Consider the following 13,763-nt stretch of genomic DNA (forward strand, 5'->3'; position numbering starts at 1 on the left):
TGCGCGGCGGGGGCGTGCGGGCGTGAGTGCTAGGAATCGCACATGCCGCCAGGATCCTCGCACCGCGTGGTGATGATCGTCGACTCCGGCTCGAACCCGTTCGAGCTGGGGGTGGGGACGGAGCTGTTCGGGCTGCGCCGGCCGGAGCTGGGGCGGCCTTGGTACTCGTTCGGCTTGAGCGCGCTCGGGCCAGTCCGGATGAACCACGGCTTCTTCACCCTTACGGGTGTCCCCTCGTTGGGCGAGGTGGAGCACGCGGACACCGTGATCGTGTCCAACCGGCCGGACAGCTGGATCCGGCCGCCGGAGCCGGTGCTGGAGGCCGTCCGGCGGGCCCACGACCGGGGTGCGCGGCTGGTCAGCTTCTGCACCGGGGCGTTCACGCTGGCGCACGCGGGCCTGCTGGACGGTCGTCGGGCGACCACGCACTGGCAGTGGGCGGGGTTGTTCCGGGAGATGTTCCCGCAGGTGGAGCTGGTGCCAGACGTGCTGTACGCGCAGGACGGCCCGTTCTGGACGGCGGCCGGCAGCGCGGCCGCGCTGGACCTGGGGCTGCACCTGATCCGGGAGGACCACGGCGCGGAGGTGGCCAACGCGGTGTCCCGGCGGCTGGTGTTCGCGGCCCACCGCGACGGCGGGCAACGCCAGTTCGTGCGCCGCCCCGTGCCCGACGTGCCGGACCAGTCGCTGGCCGACGTCCTGACCTGGGCACGAGCGCGCCTGGACGAGCCGGTGACGGTGGCTTCGCTGGCGGCTCGCGCGGCCGTGAGCCAAGCGACCCTGCACCGCCGGTTCCAAGCGGAACTGGGCACCACACCCCTCGCCTGGCTGACCGCCGAACGGGTGGACCTCGCCCGAAGCCTCATCGAGCGTGGCGAAACGCGCCTGGACGTCGTCGCCCGCCGCAGCGGCCTGGGCTCCCCGTCCACCCTGCGCACCCACTTCCACCGCCGCACGGGCCTGACCCCCAGCGCCTACCGCGCCCGCTTCGGCCCTGCTCCAGCCACCCCACCGCCAGTTGTCCACAACCCGCCACGGACTACCGCCGATCGTCGAATCGAGCCGGCAGGATAAAAGCAGGGGTCCCCTGGGCGGGTACCCCTGCGAAGCATCCCCGCGCCGCGGGCCTCGCGGTGACCGGGTGGTTCGTGACCGGGTGGTTCGTGCGAGCACGTGCAGGTGGCGTGCGATCCGGTCCGCGGCAGCGGGCGGGCGGGGGTGCGGTCGAAGGTGGTGCCGGCGGTGTGTGGGTTGCCGCTGCTCGTCGCGATCCGCAGCGGGTGACCGTGGCAGACGAGCCCTGTGTGGTGGTCCCGCGCCGGTTCGCGGCCTTGCGGGGCCGGTTGGTTCGTCCGAGCGCGTGCGGGTGGTGTGCGGTCGGGTTTGGCGCGTGTCGGGTGGGCCTGGTGCCGGCCGCGTGTGGACAACGGGGCGGTTCGTCGGGGCGACGGGCCGGGTCAGCCGGCTTTGGCGGCCACCAGCAGGCCGTCGCCCAGCGGCAGGATCACGGGCACCAGGCGGTCGTCCTCGCGGACCGCGCGGGCCACCTCCCGCATCGCCGCCGTGTCCGGGTCGCGCTGGGACGGGTCCACCACGCGGCCGTGCCACAGGACGTTGTCGAACGCGATCACGCCGCCCGGCCGCAGCAGCCGCACGCCCTCCGCCAGGTACTTCGGGTACTCCGACTTCGCCGCGTCCACGAACACCAGGTCGTACGCGCCGTCGGTCAGCCTCGGCAGCACGTCCAGCGCCCGGCCCATGATCAACCGGGTCCGCGACACCGCGATCCCGGCCTCCGCGAACGCCACCCGCGCCGCCCGCTGGTGCTCCGGCGACACGTCGATCGACGTCAGCACCCCGGCCGCCGGCATGCCGCTGAGCAGGTACAACGCCCCGACCCCGGCCCCGGTGCCGATCTCCACCACGGCCTTGGCCTGCAACGCCGCGGCGAGGAACCGCAACGCCGCCCCGCCGCCGGACCCGATCGGCACGCACCCCAACTCGGCGCCACGAGCCCTGGCGGCCGTGATCACGGCGTCCTCGGGCAGGTAGCCCTCCACGTACTCGCGCGTCGGCGCATCCACAGCACGAAGGCTAACGCCGCCGGCGGCGGTTCGGGTGGTTCCCGGCGACAACCGGGATTCTCAGCGTGCTCTCAGCCGCCTCTCACGATGGTTATAAGGGAGGACGCCAAGCTGGTCCCAACGCATGACGAGCAGGACCAACGGGAACACGTCAGGGGAGCCGAGCGTTGACCCGTGCAGCAGGGCAGCCAGCCCAGTGGAGGTGCGTAACCGCCCGATGCCAAAGCAGACCGCCGCACTGACGGCCCCCATCGACGACGTGGAGTGGATCCCGCCCACGTGGGATGAAGTCGTGCGCGAACACGCCGACCGGGTGTACCGGTTGGCCTACCGCCTGACCGGCAACCAGCACGACGCCGAGGACCTCACCCAGGAGACGTTCATCCGGGTGTTCCGGTCGCTGGCGTCGTACAAGCCCGGCACGTTCGAGGGCTGGCTGCACCGCATCACCACGAACCTCTTCCTGGACATGGCCCGCCGCCGCTCCCGCGTGCGGATGGAGGCCCTGCCCGAGGAGACCGACCGCATCCCCGGCGACGACCCCACGCCGGAGGAGATCTACGACGACACGCACCTCGACCCGGAGCTGCAGGCCGCCCTGGACGAGTTGCCGCCCGAGTTCCGCGCCGCCGTCGTGCTGTGCGACGTGGAAGGACTCTCCTACGAGGAGATCGGCGCCACCCTCGGCGTCAAACTCGGTACCGTGAGGAGCAGGATCCACCGGGGCCGCCAGGCCCTGAGGGTCGCACTGGAACGCCGCCGGGGTCTGGCTCAGGAGGACTCTGCATGACCGACCTGCGAGGTTGGCAACTGCCCGAGCAGCACCTGCTGCCCGACGCGGTCGTCGCCTTCGTCGACGGCGAGCTGTCCGCCTCGGCGCACAGCAGGGCTTCCGCGCACCTGCAGCGCTGCCCGTTCTGCGCGGCCGAGGCGTACGCGCAGCAGCAGGCACGCTCCGCGGTGCGCGCCGCCGACGCGCCGTGCGCCCCCGCGAGCCTGCTCGCCAGGCTGGGTGCCATCCCGCAGGAAGTGGAGCTGCCCAGCGCCCCGGACGGCCTCGCGGTCACCGAGGACGGTCAGCTCGTCACGGTCCAGCGGCCCGACCGGGTCGCGTTCGGCAACGGTCCCGTGCTGGGGTCCGGCCGCCCTTTCGGAACCGGCGGCGGCAGCCGCTTCGGAGCAGGTCTGTTCGGCGGTAGGCGCGCCCGCCAAGGCGCGGGCGTCGTCGTGTCCGGCCTCATGCTCGGCGCGCTCGCCCTGGTCGCACCGGGCGGCGAGGACGCCACGCCCGCACCCGCCCAGGGCAACACCCCTCCTCCCTCGCCCGTGGTGGCGCCGTCGTCGATCGACGACCGCGAGCCCGTCGGCGTGCTGCGTCCGGCGGCGACCATCGCCCCGCTGGGCCGCTGACCAGCCCGCTGACGGCAACTTCACCGGTCACCGGGCACGATTGCCCCGCGACAACCATGGTGTGACGACGTGCGGGGAGCGATGAGCGAGCCAGAGCAGGGCAACGGGACCCCCAGGTCGGGCGTGGACGACGGGGCGCACCGCAGGCTCGCACCCCGTCCGCTGCACCGCCCGCCCGTGGACCCCGGCCAACAGGCCGTGTTCGGCCGGCCTCGGGGCGTGCCCGGCGCGTTCTCGCCCGACCGGCCGGGCCTCAACGGCAACGGCCACGTCCAGCTCGCCCCGCCGCCACCGGAAGCGCTGTCCACGGCGTTCGGCCGCCCGCGCGGCGAGGAGGGCACCCGCCTGCAGCGCCCGCCCGTCGACCTGGACGGCGAGCCCGAGGTGGAGCCCGTCTTCTGGGAGGGCAAGCCGGCGGGCGACTCGTGGCGCGACCCGGGCGCGTCGGCCGTCATCGGCCCGCCCGCCGTCACCGAGCAGCCCGACTCCGGTGCCAAGCCCGAACGCGAGCCCGGTCCGCAGCTCAGCGTGCCCGAACTGCTGTTCGGGCGGCGCGTGAAGCCGACGGCGCTGGCGCTGCTGATGGTGACCGCGCTGCTGGTCGGCGCGGCCGGCGGTGTGGTCGGCTGGCTGCTGGGCCGCGCCGGCAACCCGCTCACCGACGGCGGCGTCACGCTCGCCGAGGTCAAGCCGGGCAAGGAGCGGCCCGTCGGGTCGGTCGCCGACATCGCCAAGCGGGTCACGCCCAGCGTCGTGTCGATCGAGTTCAAGGGCGCGAACGTGGCGGGCGTCGGCTCCGGCGTGGTCATCGACGGCGGCGGCTACATCCTGACCAACGACCACGTGGTCGCCCCGGCCGTGCAGGACACGTCCGCGAAGCTGACCGTGGTCTTCACCGACGGCAAGCGGGCCGTGGCGCAGGTCGTGGGCCGCGACTCCAAGACCGACCTCGCCGTGATCAAGGTCGAGGTGGACAACCCGACCGTGCTGCAGTTCGGCGACTCCGACGAGCTGGCCGTGGGCGACACCGTGCTGGCCATCGGCTCGCCGCTGTCGCTGTCGAACACCGTGACCGAGGGCATCGTCAGCGCCCTGCACCGCCCGGTGACGGCGGCGGGCGAGAACGGCGGCCCGCAGGTCACCTACGACGCGATCCAGACCGACGCGGCCATCAACCCGGGCAACTCCGGCGGCGCCCTGGTCGACTCGTCCGGTGCGCTGGTCGGCATCAACTCGTCGATCCGCACCGAGACCGGCGGTTCGGTCGGCCTCGGGTTCGCGATCTCCGGCAACTACGCGCGCAAGGTGTCGCAGGCGCTGATCCGCGACGGCCAGGTCAAGCACGCGGACATGAACATCAACGTGCGGTCGGCGTCGGCGGAGACGGCGGAGGGCGCGCAGGTGCAGAACGTCCCCGAGGGCGGTGCGGCCGACGCGGCCGGCATCGAGGAGGGCGACGTGATCACGCGCGTGGGCGACCGGATGGTGCGCAACGCCGCGGAGCTGACCGTCGCGGTAAGGGACCATGAAATCGGCGAGACGGTGCCGGTCGTGCTGGCCAGGCAAGGCCGTGAGCTGACCGTGCAGGTGACCCTCCGATCCGACTGACGGCTACGCTGGCGGTCACGGGTCGGGGCGCGGAAAGTGGGGCACGCGGGTGTTCGACAGCATCGGGTGGCTTGAGATCCTCGTCATCGTCGTGGCGGGGTTGTTCATCCTGGGCCCGGAACGACTGCCCGACGCCGCGGCGTGGGTCGGCAAGACGGTCCGCAAGGTCCGCGACTACGCGACGGGCGCGCGCGAGCAGCTGAAGCAGGAGATGGGGCCGGAGTTCGAGCAGCTGCGCAAGCCCTTGGAGGACTTGCGGGAGCTGCGCAACTTCGACCCGAAGCGCGCGATCACCAAGCACCTGTGGGACGACGACCCGATCGAGAAGCCGAACGGCCACCCGGCCGTCCCTCCGGCACGTGACACGACGAGCCGCGACCGTCCGCTGGAACGCGGCGAGCGCCCCCCGTTCGACCCGGACGCCACCTGACCGTTCCACCGCGCACCACCCGCGTCCGGCGGTGGATCGAGCCGCTCGTCACCATCCTGGTCGGCTGGAAGCGTCGGCAGCGGGCTCGATCGGCGTGGCGCTGTCGCAGGTCGCTGCCGACACCGCGACCGCTCCTCCTGTCCCCACCGCGGTCGCGGGCAGCCGAGAATGTCGGACCCCGCCGGTAAAATCAGAACAGGGGTCCCCTTGGCGGGGACCCCTGCGCGGCGTTCGGGTGGCTGGGCGGATCAGCGGCCGGCGGGTGAGACGTTCAGCAGGCGGCCGGCCAGGCCGCGTGACCGGGTCGACAGCTTGCCCGCCACGGTGGTCAGCACCTGGCCCGCGGCCGACTCCGGGTGGGCCAGCACGATCGGCGTGCCCGCGTCACCCTGCTCGCGCAGCCGCGGGTCGAGCGGGACCTGGCCCAGCAGCGGGACGTCGGCGCCCACGGCCTGGGTCAGCGAGTCGGCCACGGCCTGCCCGCCGCCCGCGCCGAACACGTCCATCCGCGTGCCGTCCGGCAGCTCCAGCCACGACATGTTCTCGATCACGCCCGCGATCCGCTGCCGCGTCTGCAACGCGATCGACCCGGCCCGCTCGGCCACCTCGGCCGCCGCCTGCTGCGGCGTCGTCACGACCAGGATCTCGGCGTTCGGCACGAGCTGCGCCACCGAGATCGCGATGTCGCCGGTGCCCGGCGGCAGGTCGAGCAGCAGCACGTCCAGGTCGCCCCAGAACACGTCGGCCAGGAACTGCTGCAACGCCCGGTGCAGCATCGGGCCGCGCCACACCACCGGGGTGTTGCCCGACGTGAACATGCCGATCGAGATCAGCTTCACGCCGTGCGACTGCGGCGGCATGATCATCTTCTCGACCTGGGTGGGCCGCGCCTCCGTGCCCAGCATCCGCGGGATCGAGTGGCCGTAGATGTCGGCGTCCACCACGCCGACCGACAGCCCGCGCGCGGCCATCGCCACGGCCAGGTTCACCGTCACCGACGACTTGCCGACGCCGCCCTTGCCCGACGCCACGCAGTACACCCGCGTCAACGAGCCGGGCTGGGCGAACGGGATCACCGGCTCCTCGACGCCGCCGCGCAGCGACTTGCGCAGCTCGGTGCGCTGGGTGTCGCTCATCACGTCCAGCTCGACCCGCACGCCGGTCACGCCGTCGAGCGCGGACACCGCGGCCGTCACGTCGGCGGTGATCTTGTCGCGCAACGGGCAGCCGGCGACGGTCAGGTAGACCGCGACGTGCACGACCCCGTCGTCGCCGACCACGACGCCCTTGACCATGCCCAGGTCGGTGATCGGACGCCGGATCTCCGGGTCCTGCACACCGGCCAACGCCTTCTGCACGTCGTCAACGGAAGGAAGAGTCACGGGAACGCCTTCGCCAAGAGGTGGTGGGACCGCCATGCTACGGCGGACCGTGCACCTCCAAGCTACCGGTTGGTCACCCCGGTTCCGGGGGCAGCGCGCAGCCGGTCGCGTGCTTTCCGTAACATTGGTATCCGTGCCGGAAACCGGATCTGCCCGGTTGCCCACCCGTGCCGAGCTGGGGGTGTGGCGATCCTTCCTCCGGGCGCACGCGAGGCTCACACGGGTGCTGGAAGCCGAACTGATCGCCGAGCAACGCCTGTCGCTCGCGGCCTACGACGTCCTGGTCCAGCTCGCCGAGGCGCCGCACCACCGACTGCGGATGACGGAGCTGGCCGACGCGGTGCTGCTGTCGCGCTCCGGCGTCACCCGGCTCGTCGACCGCCTGGAACGCGCGGGCCTGGTGCTGCGCGAGCGCGCCGACGGTGACGGCCGCGGCGTGGTGGCGGTGCTCACGTCGCAGGGCCTCGACCGGCTGCGCGTGGCGTCGAGCACGCACCTGACGGGGGTGGCGCGGCACTTCGCGGAGGCGTTCGACCACGCCGAGCTGGAGGCGTTCGGCCGCACGTGCGACCGGCTGGGCGCGGACGAACCGTGACCCCCGGCCCTACGGCGACGCCACGTCGTCCTTGACGGCCCGCTTGCGCTCGCGGAACACGCGTTCCAGCTCGCTGCGCAGGTAGTCGCGGGTCACCACCTCGCCCACGGCCAGTCGCAGCGCCGCCAGCTCCCGCGCCAGGTACTCGGTGTCGGCCTTGGTCTGCGCGGCGCGAGCCCGGTCCTCCTCCAGCGACACCCGGTCGCGGTCGTCCTGCCGGTTCTGCGCGAGCAGGATCAGCGGCGCGGCGTAGGCGGCCTGCGTGGAGAACGCCAGGTTGAGCAGGATGAACGGGTACGGGTCCCAGCGCAGCGACACCGCGGCGAGGTTGAGCGTGATCCACACGATCACGGTCAGGGTCTGCCAGAACAGGAACTTGCCGGTGCCCAGGAACCGGGCCAGGCGCTCGGAGAACCGGCCGAACGCCTCCGGGTCCAGCGACAGCCGGAACCGGCCCTCCGTGCGCGGCTGGTCGAGCCGTCGACGCGGCAGCTCAGGCATGGGTCAGCCCCGTTTCGCGCCAGTTGTCCGGCAGCAGGTGGTCCAGCACGTCGTCCACGGTGACCGCGCCGAGCAGGTGGTCGCTGTCGTCCACGACCGGCCCGCACACCAGGTTGTAGGTGGCGAAGTAGCGGGTCACGTCACCCAGCGACGCCGACGGCGACAACGTGGCCAGGTCGGTGTCCAGCACGCCCGCGACCAGGTCGGACGGCGGTTCGCGCAGCAGCCGCTGGATGTGCACGCAGCCCAGGTAGCGGCCGGTGGGCGTGGCCGTCGGCGGCCGGCACACGAACACCATGCTGGCCAGCGCGGGCGTGAGGTCCGGGTTGCGCACGTGCGCCAGCGCCTCGGCCACGGTCGCGTCCGGCGCGAGCACCACCGGCTCCGGTGTCATCAGCCCGCCCGCGGTGTCGAAGCTGTACTCCAGCAGCCGCTTCACCGGCGCGGACTCCTCCGGCTCCATCAACCCCAGCAGCCGGTCCTGCTCGCCCTTGGGCAGCTCGGCCAGCAGGTCGGCCGCGTCGTCGGGGTTCATGGCCTCCAGGATGTCCGCGGCGCGTTCGTCGTCCAAGTGCGCCAGCAGGTCCTTCTGGTCCTCCTCGGCCATCTCCTCGATCACGTCGGCGAGCCGTTCGTCGTCCAGCGCCTCGGCCACCTCGTAGCGCCGCTTGAACGGCAGGCTGTGCAGGGCCAGCGCCACGTCCGCCGCGCGCATCGTCTCGAAGATCGCCACCAGGTGCTGCGCGCCCTGCGGCTGGCCCGCCAGCTCGGTCACCGACAGGCCGGTCAGCTCGTCCCACCGCAGCACCTGCACCGGGCCGCGGCGGGCCAGCCGGCCGGTGCGCTCCCGCACCGCCACCCGCGTCATCCGCCAGTCCCGGGTGCGGCTGGGCTCCATCGCCGCGTCCACCAGCACGGCCTGCGCGCCCGAGCCGAGCGTGACGCGGGCGTCGAGCAGCTCGCCGACGACCAGCACCTCGTTGGCGCGCTGGTGGAACTGGCGCAGGTTGACCGACCCGGTGGCCAGCGCCACGGCGTTCGGCTCGATCGAGGTGACCCGCAGCATCGGCACGAAGATGCGCCGCCGGGTCGCGAGCTCCAGCACCAGGCCGAGCACGCGGGGCGGCTGCCGGTCCACCCGCAGGCCGATGACCAGGTCGCGGACCTTGCCGATCGACTCACCGTCCGGCCCGAACACGGGCAGCCCGGCGAGTTGGGCGGCGAAGACGCGGTTGACGGCGGCCACGTGATCAGGTTAGTCCGCCCGGTGCGCCGCCGCTGCGTTCCACTGTGGACGGCGGGGGCCGCGGCTACGGGCGCAGGGCGTGCGCGATGGCCTCGACGGGGCCGGCCATCCGGTCCAGCTCCTGGTCCAGGCACCACAGCCAGGTGTCCACGGCGCGGCAGAACGTCCAGGCGCGGGCCCGGTCGACGTCCAGCTCGCCGATGTCGCACAGCGCGGCGAACCGGTCGCGCACGCCGCGCTCGCCGTCCAGCTCGCCGAACCTGTTCCACAGCAACGGGACCACGCCGAACTCGCGGTCGCCCGCCAGCGGCTTCGGGTCGATCATCAGCCACGGCTCGCGCTCGCCGCGCAGCACGTTCTCGTAGTGCAGGTCCTGGTTGACCAGGGTGTTCCCGGCGGTCTCGGCGAGGTCGCGGCCCAGCTCGCGGGCCTGCTCGACCAGCGCGGCCGGCAGCGGGTCGCCCAGCTGCGCGTTCTCGGCGACGAGGTCGGGGAACTCGTGGCGGCGCACCTCCGGTCCGGCCGGGACGCGCAGCCCGCGCAGCAACCCGCCGGTGACGGCCAGCGCCTCCTCGATCGGCGCGTCGAGCAGCGACCTGGTGTGGTCCAGGCGTTCCAGGAGCAACGCGCCGTGCTGGTCGTCGTGGTCGAGCAGGTCCACCACGCCGCGCGCGGCCCACGCGCGCAGGGCGATCGGCTCCTGACGCGTCTCGTCGTCCAGCCAGGTGAGCTTGAGCACGGCCGGGTGGCCGTCGGCGCGGCGCACCGGCAGGACGACGGCGACGTTGCCGTTGAGCAGGGCGCCGTCGGGGGTGAGCTGCCAGCGGGCGCAGAACTTCGTGGCCAGCGCGGGCAGGGTGGCGCGCCACTCCCGCGCCTCCTCGCCCAGGATCGCGCCGAAGTCGTCGGGGACGGTGATCACGCGAGCTCCAGCCGGTACACGTCGGCCCACTCCGGGCGGCCGTTGAGCCGGGCCGCGGTCAACGCCGCCCGCGCGTCGTCGTCGAGGTCGGTGCGGCGGGCGGTCGCGCGGGCGTCGACCAGGTGCGAGTGCGTGGTGGGGGAGCGGACGGTGACCGTGCACGCGACGCCGTCGACCAGCCCCGGCACCTCCTGCTCCGTGCCGCCGACGGCCACCAGCAGCGTCCCGTCGCGCCACAGCGCCCACACCAGCCTCGGCTCGTGGCCGTCCGGCCGGATCCACACCGCCGCGGCCTTGCGCAGCGCGTTGTCCAGCACCTGTGCGATCTCCACCGGTTCAGCCTGCCACGGGCCTGTGAGCCGGGACTCACGAAATAGCGGGCGGCACACGTGCGTGCCACCCTTCGCACGACAGGAGTTACCGGCCGGTACGAGGAGGTACCCCCCAGTGGTCGACCAGCAGCGTCCCCGTCGCTCGTGCCTGGCCGTGCCCGGGTCGAGCCAGAAGATGATCGACAAGGCCCGCACGCTGCCCGCGGACCAGGTGTTCCTCGACCTGGAGGACGCGTGCGCGCCGCTGGCCAAGCCGGACGCGCGCAAGACCATCGTGGCGTCGTTGAACGAGGGCGGCTGGGGCTCGCGCACGCGGGTGGTCCGGGTCAACGACTGGACCACCGAGTGGACCTACCGCGACGTCACCGAGGTCGTCGAGGGCGCGGGCGCGAACCTCGACTGCATCATGCTGCCCAAGGTGCAGACCGCCGAGCAGGTGCACGCGCTGGACCTGCTGCTCACCCAGATCGAGAAGACCATGGGCTACGAGGTCGGGCGCATCGGCATCGAGGCGCAGATCGAGAACGCCCTGGGCCTGATCAACGTCAACGCGATCGCCACCGCCTCGCCGCGGGTGGAGACGATCATCTTCGGCCCGGCCGACTTCATGGCGTCGATCAACATGAAGTCCCTGGTCGTCGGCGAGCAGCCGCCCGGCTACGACGTCGGCGACGCCTACCACTACATCCTGATGCAGATCCTCATGGCGGCCCGCGCGCACGACAAGCAGGCCATCGACGGCCCGTACCTGCAGATCCGCGACGTCGAGGGCTTCAAGCGCGTGGCCGGCCGCTCGGCGGCGCTGGGCTTCGACGGCAAGTGGGTCCTGCACCCGGGCCAGATCGACGCGGCCAACGAGGTGTTCAGCCCCAAGCAGGAGGACTACGACCACGCCGAGAACATCCTCGACGCGTACGACTACTTCACCTCCGAGAAGGGCGGCAAGCGCGGCGCGGTGATGCTCGGCGACGAGATGATCGACGAGGCCTCCCGCAAGATGGCCCTGGTCATCTCCTCCAAGGGCCGCGCCGCCGGCATGTCCCGCACGAACGTGTGGTCGCCGCCGGAGGACTGACTTCAGCCGGTTCCCGGTCGGCGCGTGGTCGTAGAGTGATCGCGTGGCCGACCGGGAGCTGAAGTCGATCGAGGTCGAGGGGTACGCCTCGATCCGATCGGCGCGGGTGGACCTCGGCCGGTTGAACGTCCTGATCGGCGCGAACGGCGCGGGCAAGAGCAACTTCGTCCGCGTGTTCGAGCTGCTGGGACGGCTGGTCGAGTCGGACCTGGGCTACTTCGTCGGCCTGAACGGCGGCGCGTCGGCGCTGGTGAACTCGACCGCCGGTCACCTGCGGGTCGGGCTCGTCACATCGGCAGGGCAGTACGAAGCCGTGCTCGAACCCGCCCGCGACGACGAGGTGATCTTCGCCCGCGAATCGGTCGGCTGGGCCGTGCCGGTCGAGGTGGGCAGGGGCAACCGGGAAACGCGGCTGCACGAAACCGCCCGAACTGGGGTCAACCGGGTGGCCGCGGGCATGGTCGACCTGCTGCGGGATTGCCGCGTCTACCACTTCCACGACACCAGCCGGCACGCGCCGGTCAAGCAATCGGTGCCCACGGCGGACAACCTGTTGCTGCGCAACGACGGGGGCAACCTCGCCGCCGTCCTGCTGGCCCTCTCGGACAGCGACGACCAAGCCGATCAATCGGCATACCGGCGCATCGTCGGCGTGATCCGCCAGGTCGCACCGTTCTTCCGGGACTTCGTGCTCCGGCCGGAGAAGAGCGATCGGTTGCGGTTGCGGTGGCGGCCGGTCGACTCCGACGCCGTGTTCTCGGCCGATCAGATGTCGGACGGCACCTTGCGCTTCGTCTGCCTCGCAACGCTCCTCCTGCACCCGCAGTCGCCGGCGCTGGTGGTGTTGGACGAGCCGGAGCTCGGGTTGCACCCCTACGCGGTCGTCCAGCTGGCAGGGCTCTTGCGGCAGGCGTCGACACGCGGTCAGGTGATCATCGCCACTCAGTCGGTGACGCTGGTGAACCAGTTCGAGCTCGACGACCTGATCGTGGTCGAGCGCGTCGACGGCGGCTCGACGTTCACGCGACCGGACCGCGAGCGGCTCGGTCGATGGCTCTCGGAGTACTCGCTGGGTGAGCTGTGGGAGAAGAACCTGATCGGCGGCAGGCCGGGCGGGCACGCGTGACCCGTGTCGTCCGGCGAGTTCACCTGCTGGTCGAGGGGCAGACGGAGGAAGTGGTGGCCGACGCCGTCATCCGGCCCCACCTCGAAGGGCTCGGGTGGGTCACCAGCCTGTCGCTGGTCAAGACCAAGCGGCCGGCGGCCGGACCGTCGCACAAGGGCGGCATCACCGGTTGGGCGCAGGTGCAGCGGGACATCAAGCTCCTGCTGAACGACACCAGCCTCGACGTGCTCACCACGGTGTTCGACTACTACGCGTTCCCGGTGGACTGCCCCGGCATGGCCGACCGGCCGTCCGGTGACGTCTACGAGCGGGTGGGGCACGTCGAGCGCTGCCTGGCCGCCGCGGTCGGCGATCGGCGGTTCCGGCCCAACCTGGTGGTCCACGAGCTGGAGGCCTGGGTGTTCGCCGCCGCCGACGAGCTGGGGCAGTTCCTCGGTCCCGGACTCGCCGACCGGCTCCGTGACGACGTCCGGGCTGCCGGCGGCCCGGAACTGGTCAACGACGGACCCGCCACCGCGCCCTCGAAGCGGCTGCTCGACTACTGCCCGGGTTACGTCAAAACGGTCGACGGGCCGCTCGCCATCCAAGACCTCGGGCTGGTCCGCCTGCGGGCGGCGTGCCCGCACCTCGACGGTTGGCTCCGTGCGTTCGAAGAGTGACCGGCGGCTCACCGACCGCTGAGGTGGCCGGTGAGCATCGCCACAGGTCGGGGCCTGGATTGGCGATCACGGGGTGCGGCCTGTGCATGGTGGTCGGCGTGTCCAGACATCGCACCCCGCGCAGGCGGTTGTTCCAGCGCCGCCGCGACGACCTGATCGAGCGCAGCTTCCGACCCTGCCCCGCCTGCTCGCACGACGTCCACGTGTTCGCCGACGTGTGCCGGCACTGCGGTGGCGAGCTGGAGCTGCGCGCCTCCTGAGCTAGCTGTACTGATTCGTGACGTTGTTGACGCTTAGGCGGTCAGTCGGGTGATGGGGGGCTGGCCGCCGATGGCGCTGTGGGCGCGTCGGGTGTTGTAGTCCTGGACCCAGTAGGGCAGGGCGGCCAGGCGG

At 72.3% G+C, this 13,763-nt stretch carries 17 protein-coding genes; 10 read left to right on the top strand and 7 right to left on the bottom strand.

Annotated features, from left to right (window positions below; translation table 11 throughout):
• Positions 1-42: 42 nt before the first annotated feature.
• On the top strand, positions 43-1,074 hold the full coding sequence (locus LZG04_RS07005; protein WP_233814367.1) for a helix-turn-helix domain-containing protein: 1,032 nt from the start codon (positions 43-45) through the stop codon (positions 1,072-1,074).
• Between the two features lie 383 nt (positions 1,075-1,457).
• Here the strand turns inward: LZG04_RS07005 and LZG04_RS07010 are convergent, their stop codons facing one another.
• Positions 1,458-2,084, bottom strand: coding sequence for an O-methyltransferase (locus LZG04_RS07010; protein WP_233814369.1), 627 nt, complete (start codon positions 2,082-2,084; stop codon positions 1,458-1,460).
• Positions 2,085-2,301: 217 nt separating this feature from the next.
• Here LZG04_RS07010 and sigE point away from each other — a divergent pair, with 217 nt between their 5' ends.
• From sigE to tatB, 4 genes are all read left to right on the top strand, one after another.
• Positions 2,302-2,874 (top strand): RNA polymerase sigma factor SigE, encoded by a 573-nt coding sequence (gene sigE, locus LZG04_RS07015; RefSeq protein WP_141979082.1) that lies wholly within the window; start codon positions 2,302-2,304, stop codon positions 2,872-2,874.
• Entirely contained in the window at positions 2,871-3,494 is a 624-nt protein-coding gene (locus LZG04_RS07020; protein ID WP_233814371.1) for a zf-HC2 domain-containing protein, read from the top strand. The genes sigE and LZG04_RS07020 overlap by 4 nt, the downstream gene beginning before the upstream one ends.
• A gap of 81 nt (positions 3,495-3,575) precedes the next feature.
• Entirely contained in the window at positions 3,576-5,102 is a 1,527-nt protein-coding gene (locus LZG04_RS07025; RefSeq protein ID WP_233814372.1) for a S1C family serine protease, read from the top strand.
• 49 nt (positions 5,103-5,151) lie between these two features.
• Positions 5,152-5,532, top strand: a complete 381-nt coding sequence (tatB, locus tag LZG04_RS07030) for a Sec-independent protein translocase protein TatB (protein WP_233814374.1) — start codon at positions 5,152-5,154, stop codon at positions 5,530-5,532.
• A gap of 248 nt (positions 5,533-5,780) precedes the next feature.
• Here the strand turns inward: tatB and LZG04_RS07035 are convergent, their stop codons facing one another.
• A complete protein-coding gene (locus LZG04_RS07035; RefSeq protein ID WP_233814376.1) occupies positions 5,781-6,950 on the bottom strand; it encodes a P-loop NTPase in 1,170 nt (389 codons plus the stop codon).
• Positions 6,951-7,047: 97 nt separating this feature from the next.
• Here LZG04_RS07035 and LZG04_RS07040 point away from each other — a divergent pair, with 97 nt between their 5' ends.
• On the top strand, positions 7,048-7,509 hold the full coding sequence (locus LZG04_RS07040) for a MarR family winged helix-turn-helix transcriptional regulator (RefSeq protein WP_233814378.1): 462 nt from the start codon (positions 7,048-7,050) through the stop codon (positions 7,507-7,509).
• Between the two features lie 9 nt (positions 7,510-7,518).
• Here the strand turns inward: LZG04_RS07040 and LZG04_RS07045 are convergent, their stop codons facing one another.
• From LZG04_RS07045 to LZG04_RS07060, 4 genes are all read right to left on the bottom strand, one after another.
• Positions 7,519-8,010: a DUF1003 domain-containing protein gene (locus LZG04_RS07045; RefSeq protein WP_233814380.1), complete on the bottom strand. Its 492-nt coding sequence runs from the start codon at positions 8,008-8,010 to the stop codon at positions 7,519-7,521.
• The gene (locus LZG04_RS07050; RefSeq protein WP_233814382.1) at positions 8,003-9,256 is read right to left on the bottom strand and encodes a magnesium transporter MgtE N-terminal domain-containing protein; all 1,254 of its coding nucleotides are present in this window, start codon (positions 9,254-9,256) and stop codon (positions 8,003-8,005) included. The genes LZG04_RS07045 and LZG04_RS07050 overlap by 8 nt, the downstream gene beginning before the upstream one ends.
• A gap of 64 nt (positions 9,257-9,320) precedes the next feature.
• A complete protein-coding gene (locus LZG04_RS07055; RefSeq protein ID WP_233814384.1) occupies positions 9,321-10,178 on the bottom strand; it encodes an aminoglycoside phosphotransferase family protein in 858 nt (285 codons plus the stop codon).
• Positions 10,175-10,510 (bottom strand): hypothetical protein, encoded by a 336-nt coding sequence (locus LZG04_RS07060; protein WP_233814386.1) that lies wholly within the window; start codon positions 10,508-10,510, stop codon positions 10,175-10,177. Before LZG04_RS07060 ends, LZG04_RS07055 begins: the two co-directional genes overlap by 4 nt.
• Before the next feature lie 115 nt (positions 10,511-10,625).
• On the opposite strand from LZG04_RS07060, the gene LZG04_RS07065 reads away from it, so the two are divergent.
• The 4 genes from LZG04_RS07065 to LZG04_RS07080 all read left to right on the top strand — a co-directional run bounded on the left by LZG04_RS07065 (position 10,626) and on the right by LZG04_RS07080 (position 13,630).
• A complete protein-coding gene (locus tag LZG04_RS07065) occupies positions 10,626-11,585 on the top strand; it encodes a CoA ester lyase (protein WP_233814388.1) in 960 nt (319 codons plus the stop codon).
• Between the two features lie 43 nt (positions 11,586-11,628).
• Positions 11,629-12,711 carry an AAA family ATPase gene (locus tag LZG04_RS07070; RefSeq protein WP_233814390.1) on the top strand — a complete coding sequence of 361 codons (1,083 nt, stop codon included), beginning with the start codon at positions 11,629-11,631 and terminating at the stop codon, positions 12,709-12,711.
• Complete coding sequence (locus tag LZG04_RS07075; protein ID WP_233814392.1) at positions 12,708-13,370, top strand: DUF4276 family protein; 663 nt, start codon at positions 12,708-12,710, stop codon at positions 13,368-13,370. Before LZG04_RS07070 ends, LZG04_RS07075 begins: the two co-directional genes overlap by 4 nt.
• A 98-nt stretch (positions 13,371-13,468) precedes the next feature.
• Positions 13,469-13,630, top strand: a complete 162-nt coding sequence (locus LZG04_RS07080; protein WP_156077169.1) for a hypothetical protein — start codon at positions 13,469-13,471, stop codon at positions 13,628-13,630.
• Between the two features lie 33 nt (positions 13,631-13,663).
• Here LZG04_RS07080 and LZG04_RS07085 read toward each other — a convergent pair.
• Positions 13,664-13,763 (bottom strand): integrase core domain-containing protein (locus tag LZG04_RS07085; protein ID WP_233814429.1); only part of this gene is annotated, 100 nt, incomplete at its 5' end.

This window comes from Saccharothrix sp. S26 (assembly GCF_021390395.1).
Taxonomy (GTDB): domain Bacteria; phylum Actinomycetota; class Actinomycetes; order Mycobacteriales; family Pseudonocardiaceae; genus Actinosynnema.

What these genes read in the sequence shown, in the direction of transcription:
- LZG04_RS07005 (WP_233814367.1), top strand. Translation starts at nt 43, where the DNA reads ATGCCGCCAGGATCCTCGCACCGCGTGGTGATGATCGTCGACTCCGGC.
- sigE (WP_141979082.1), top strand. Translation starts at nt 2,302, where the DNA reads ATGCCAAAGCAGACCGCCGCACTGACGGCCCCCATCGACGACGTGGAG.
- LZG04_RS07020 (WP_233814371.1), top strand. Translation starts at nt 2,871, where the DNA reads ATGACCGACCTGCGAGGTTGGCAACTGCCCGAGCAGCACCTGCTGCCC.
- LZG04_RS07025 (WP_233814372.1), top strand. Translation starts at nt 3,576, where the DNA reads ATGAGCGAGCCAGAGCAGGGCAACGGGACCCCCAGGTCGGGCGTGGAC.
- LZG04_RS07035 (WP_233814376.1), bottom strand. Translation starts at nt 6,950, where the DNA reads ATGGCGGTCCCACCACCTCTTGGCGAAGGCGTTCCCGTGACTCTTCCT.
- LZG04_RS07045 (WP_233814380.1), bottom strand. Translation starts at nt 8,010, where the DNA reads ATGCCTGAGCTGCCGCGTCGACGGCTCGACCAGCCGCGCACGGAGGGC.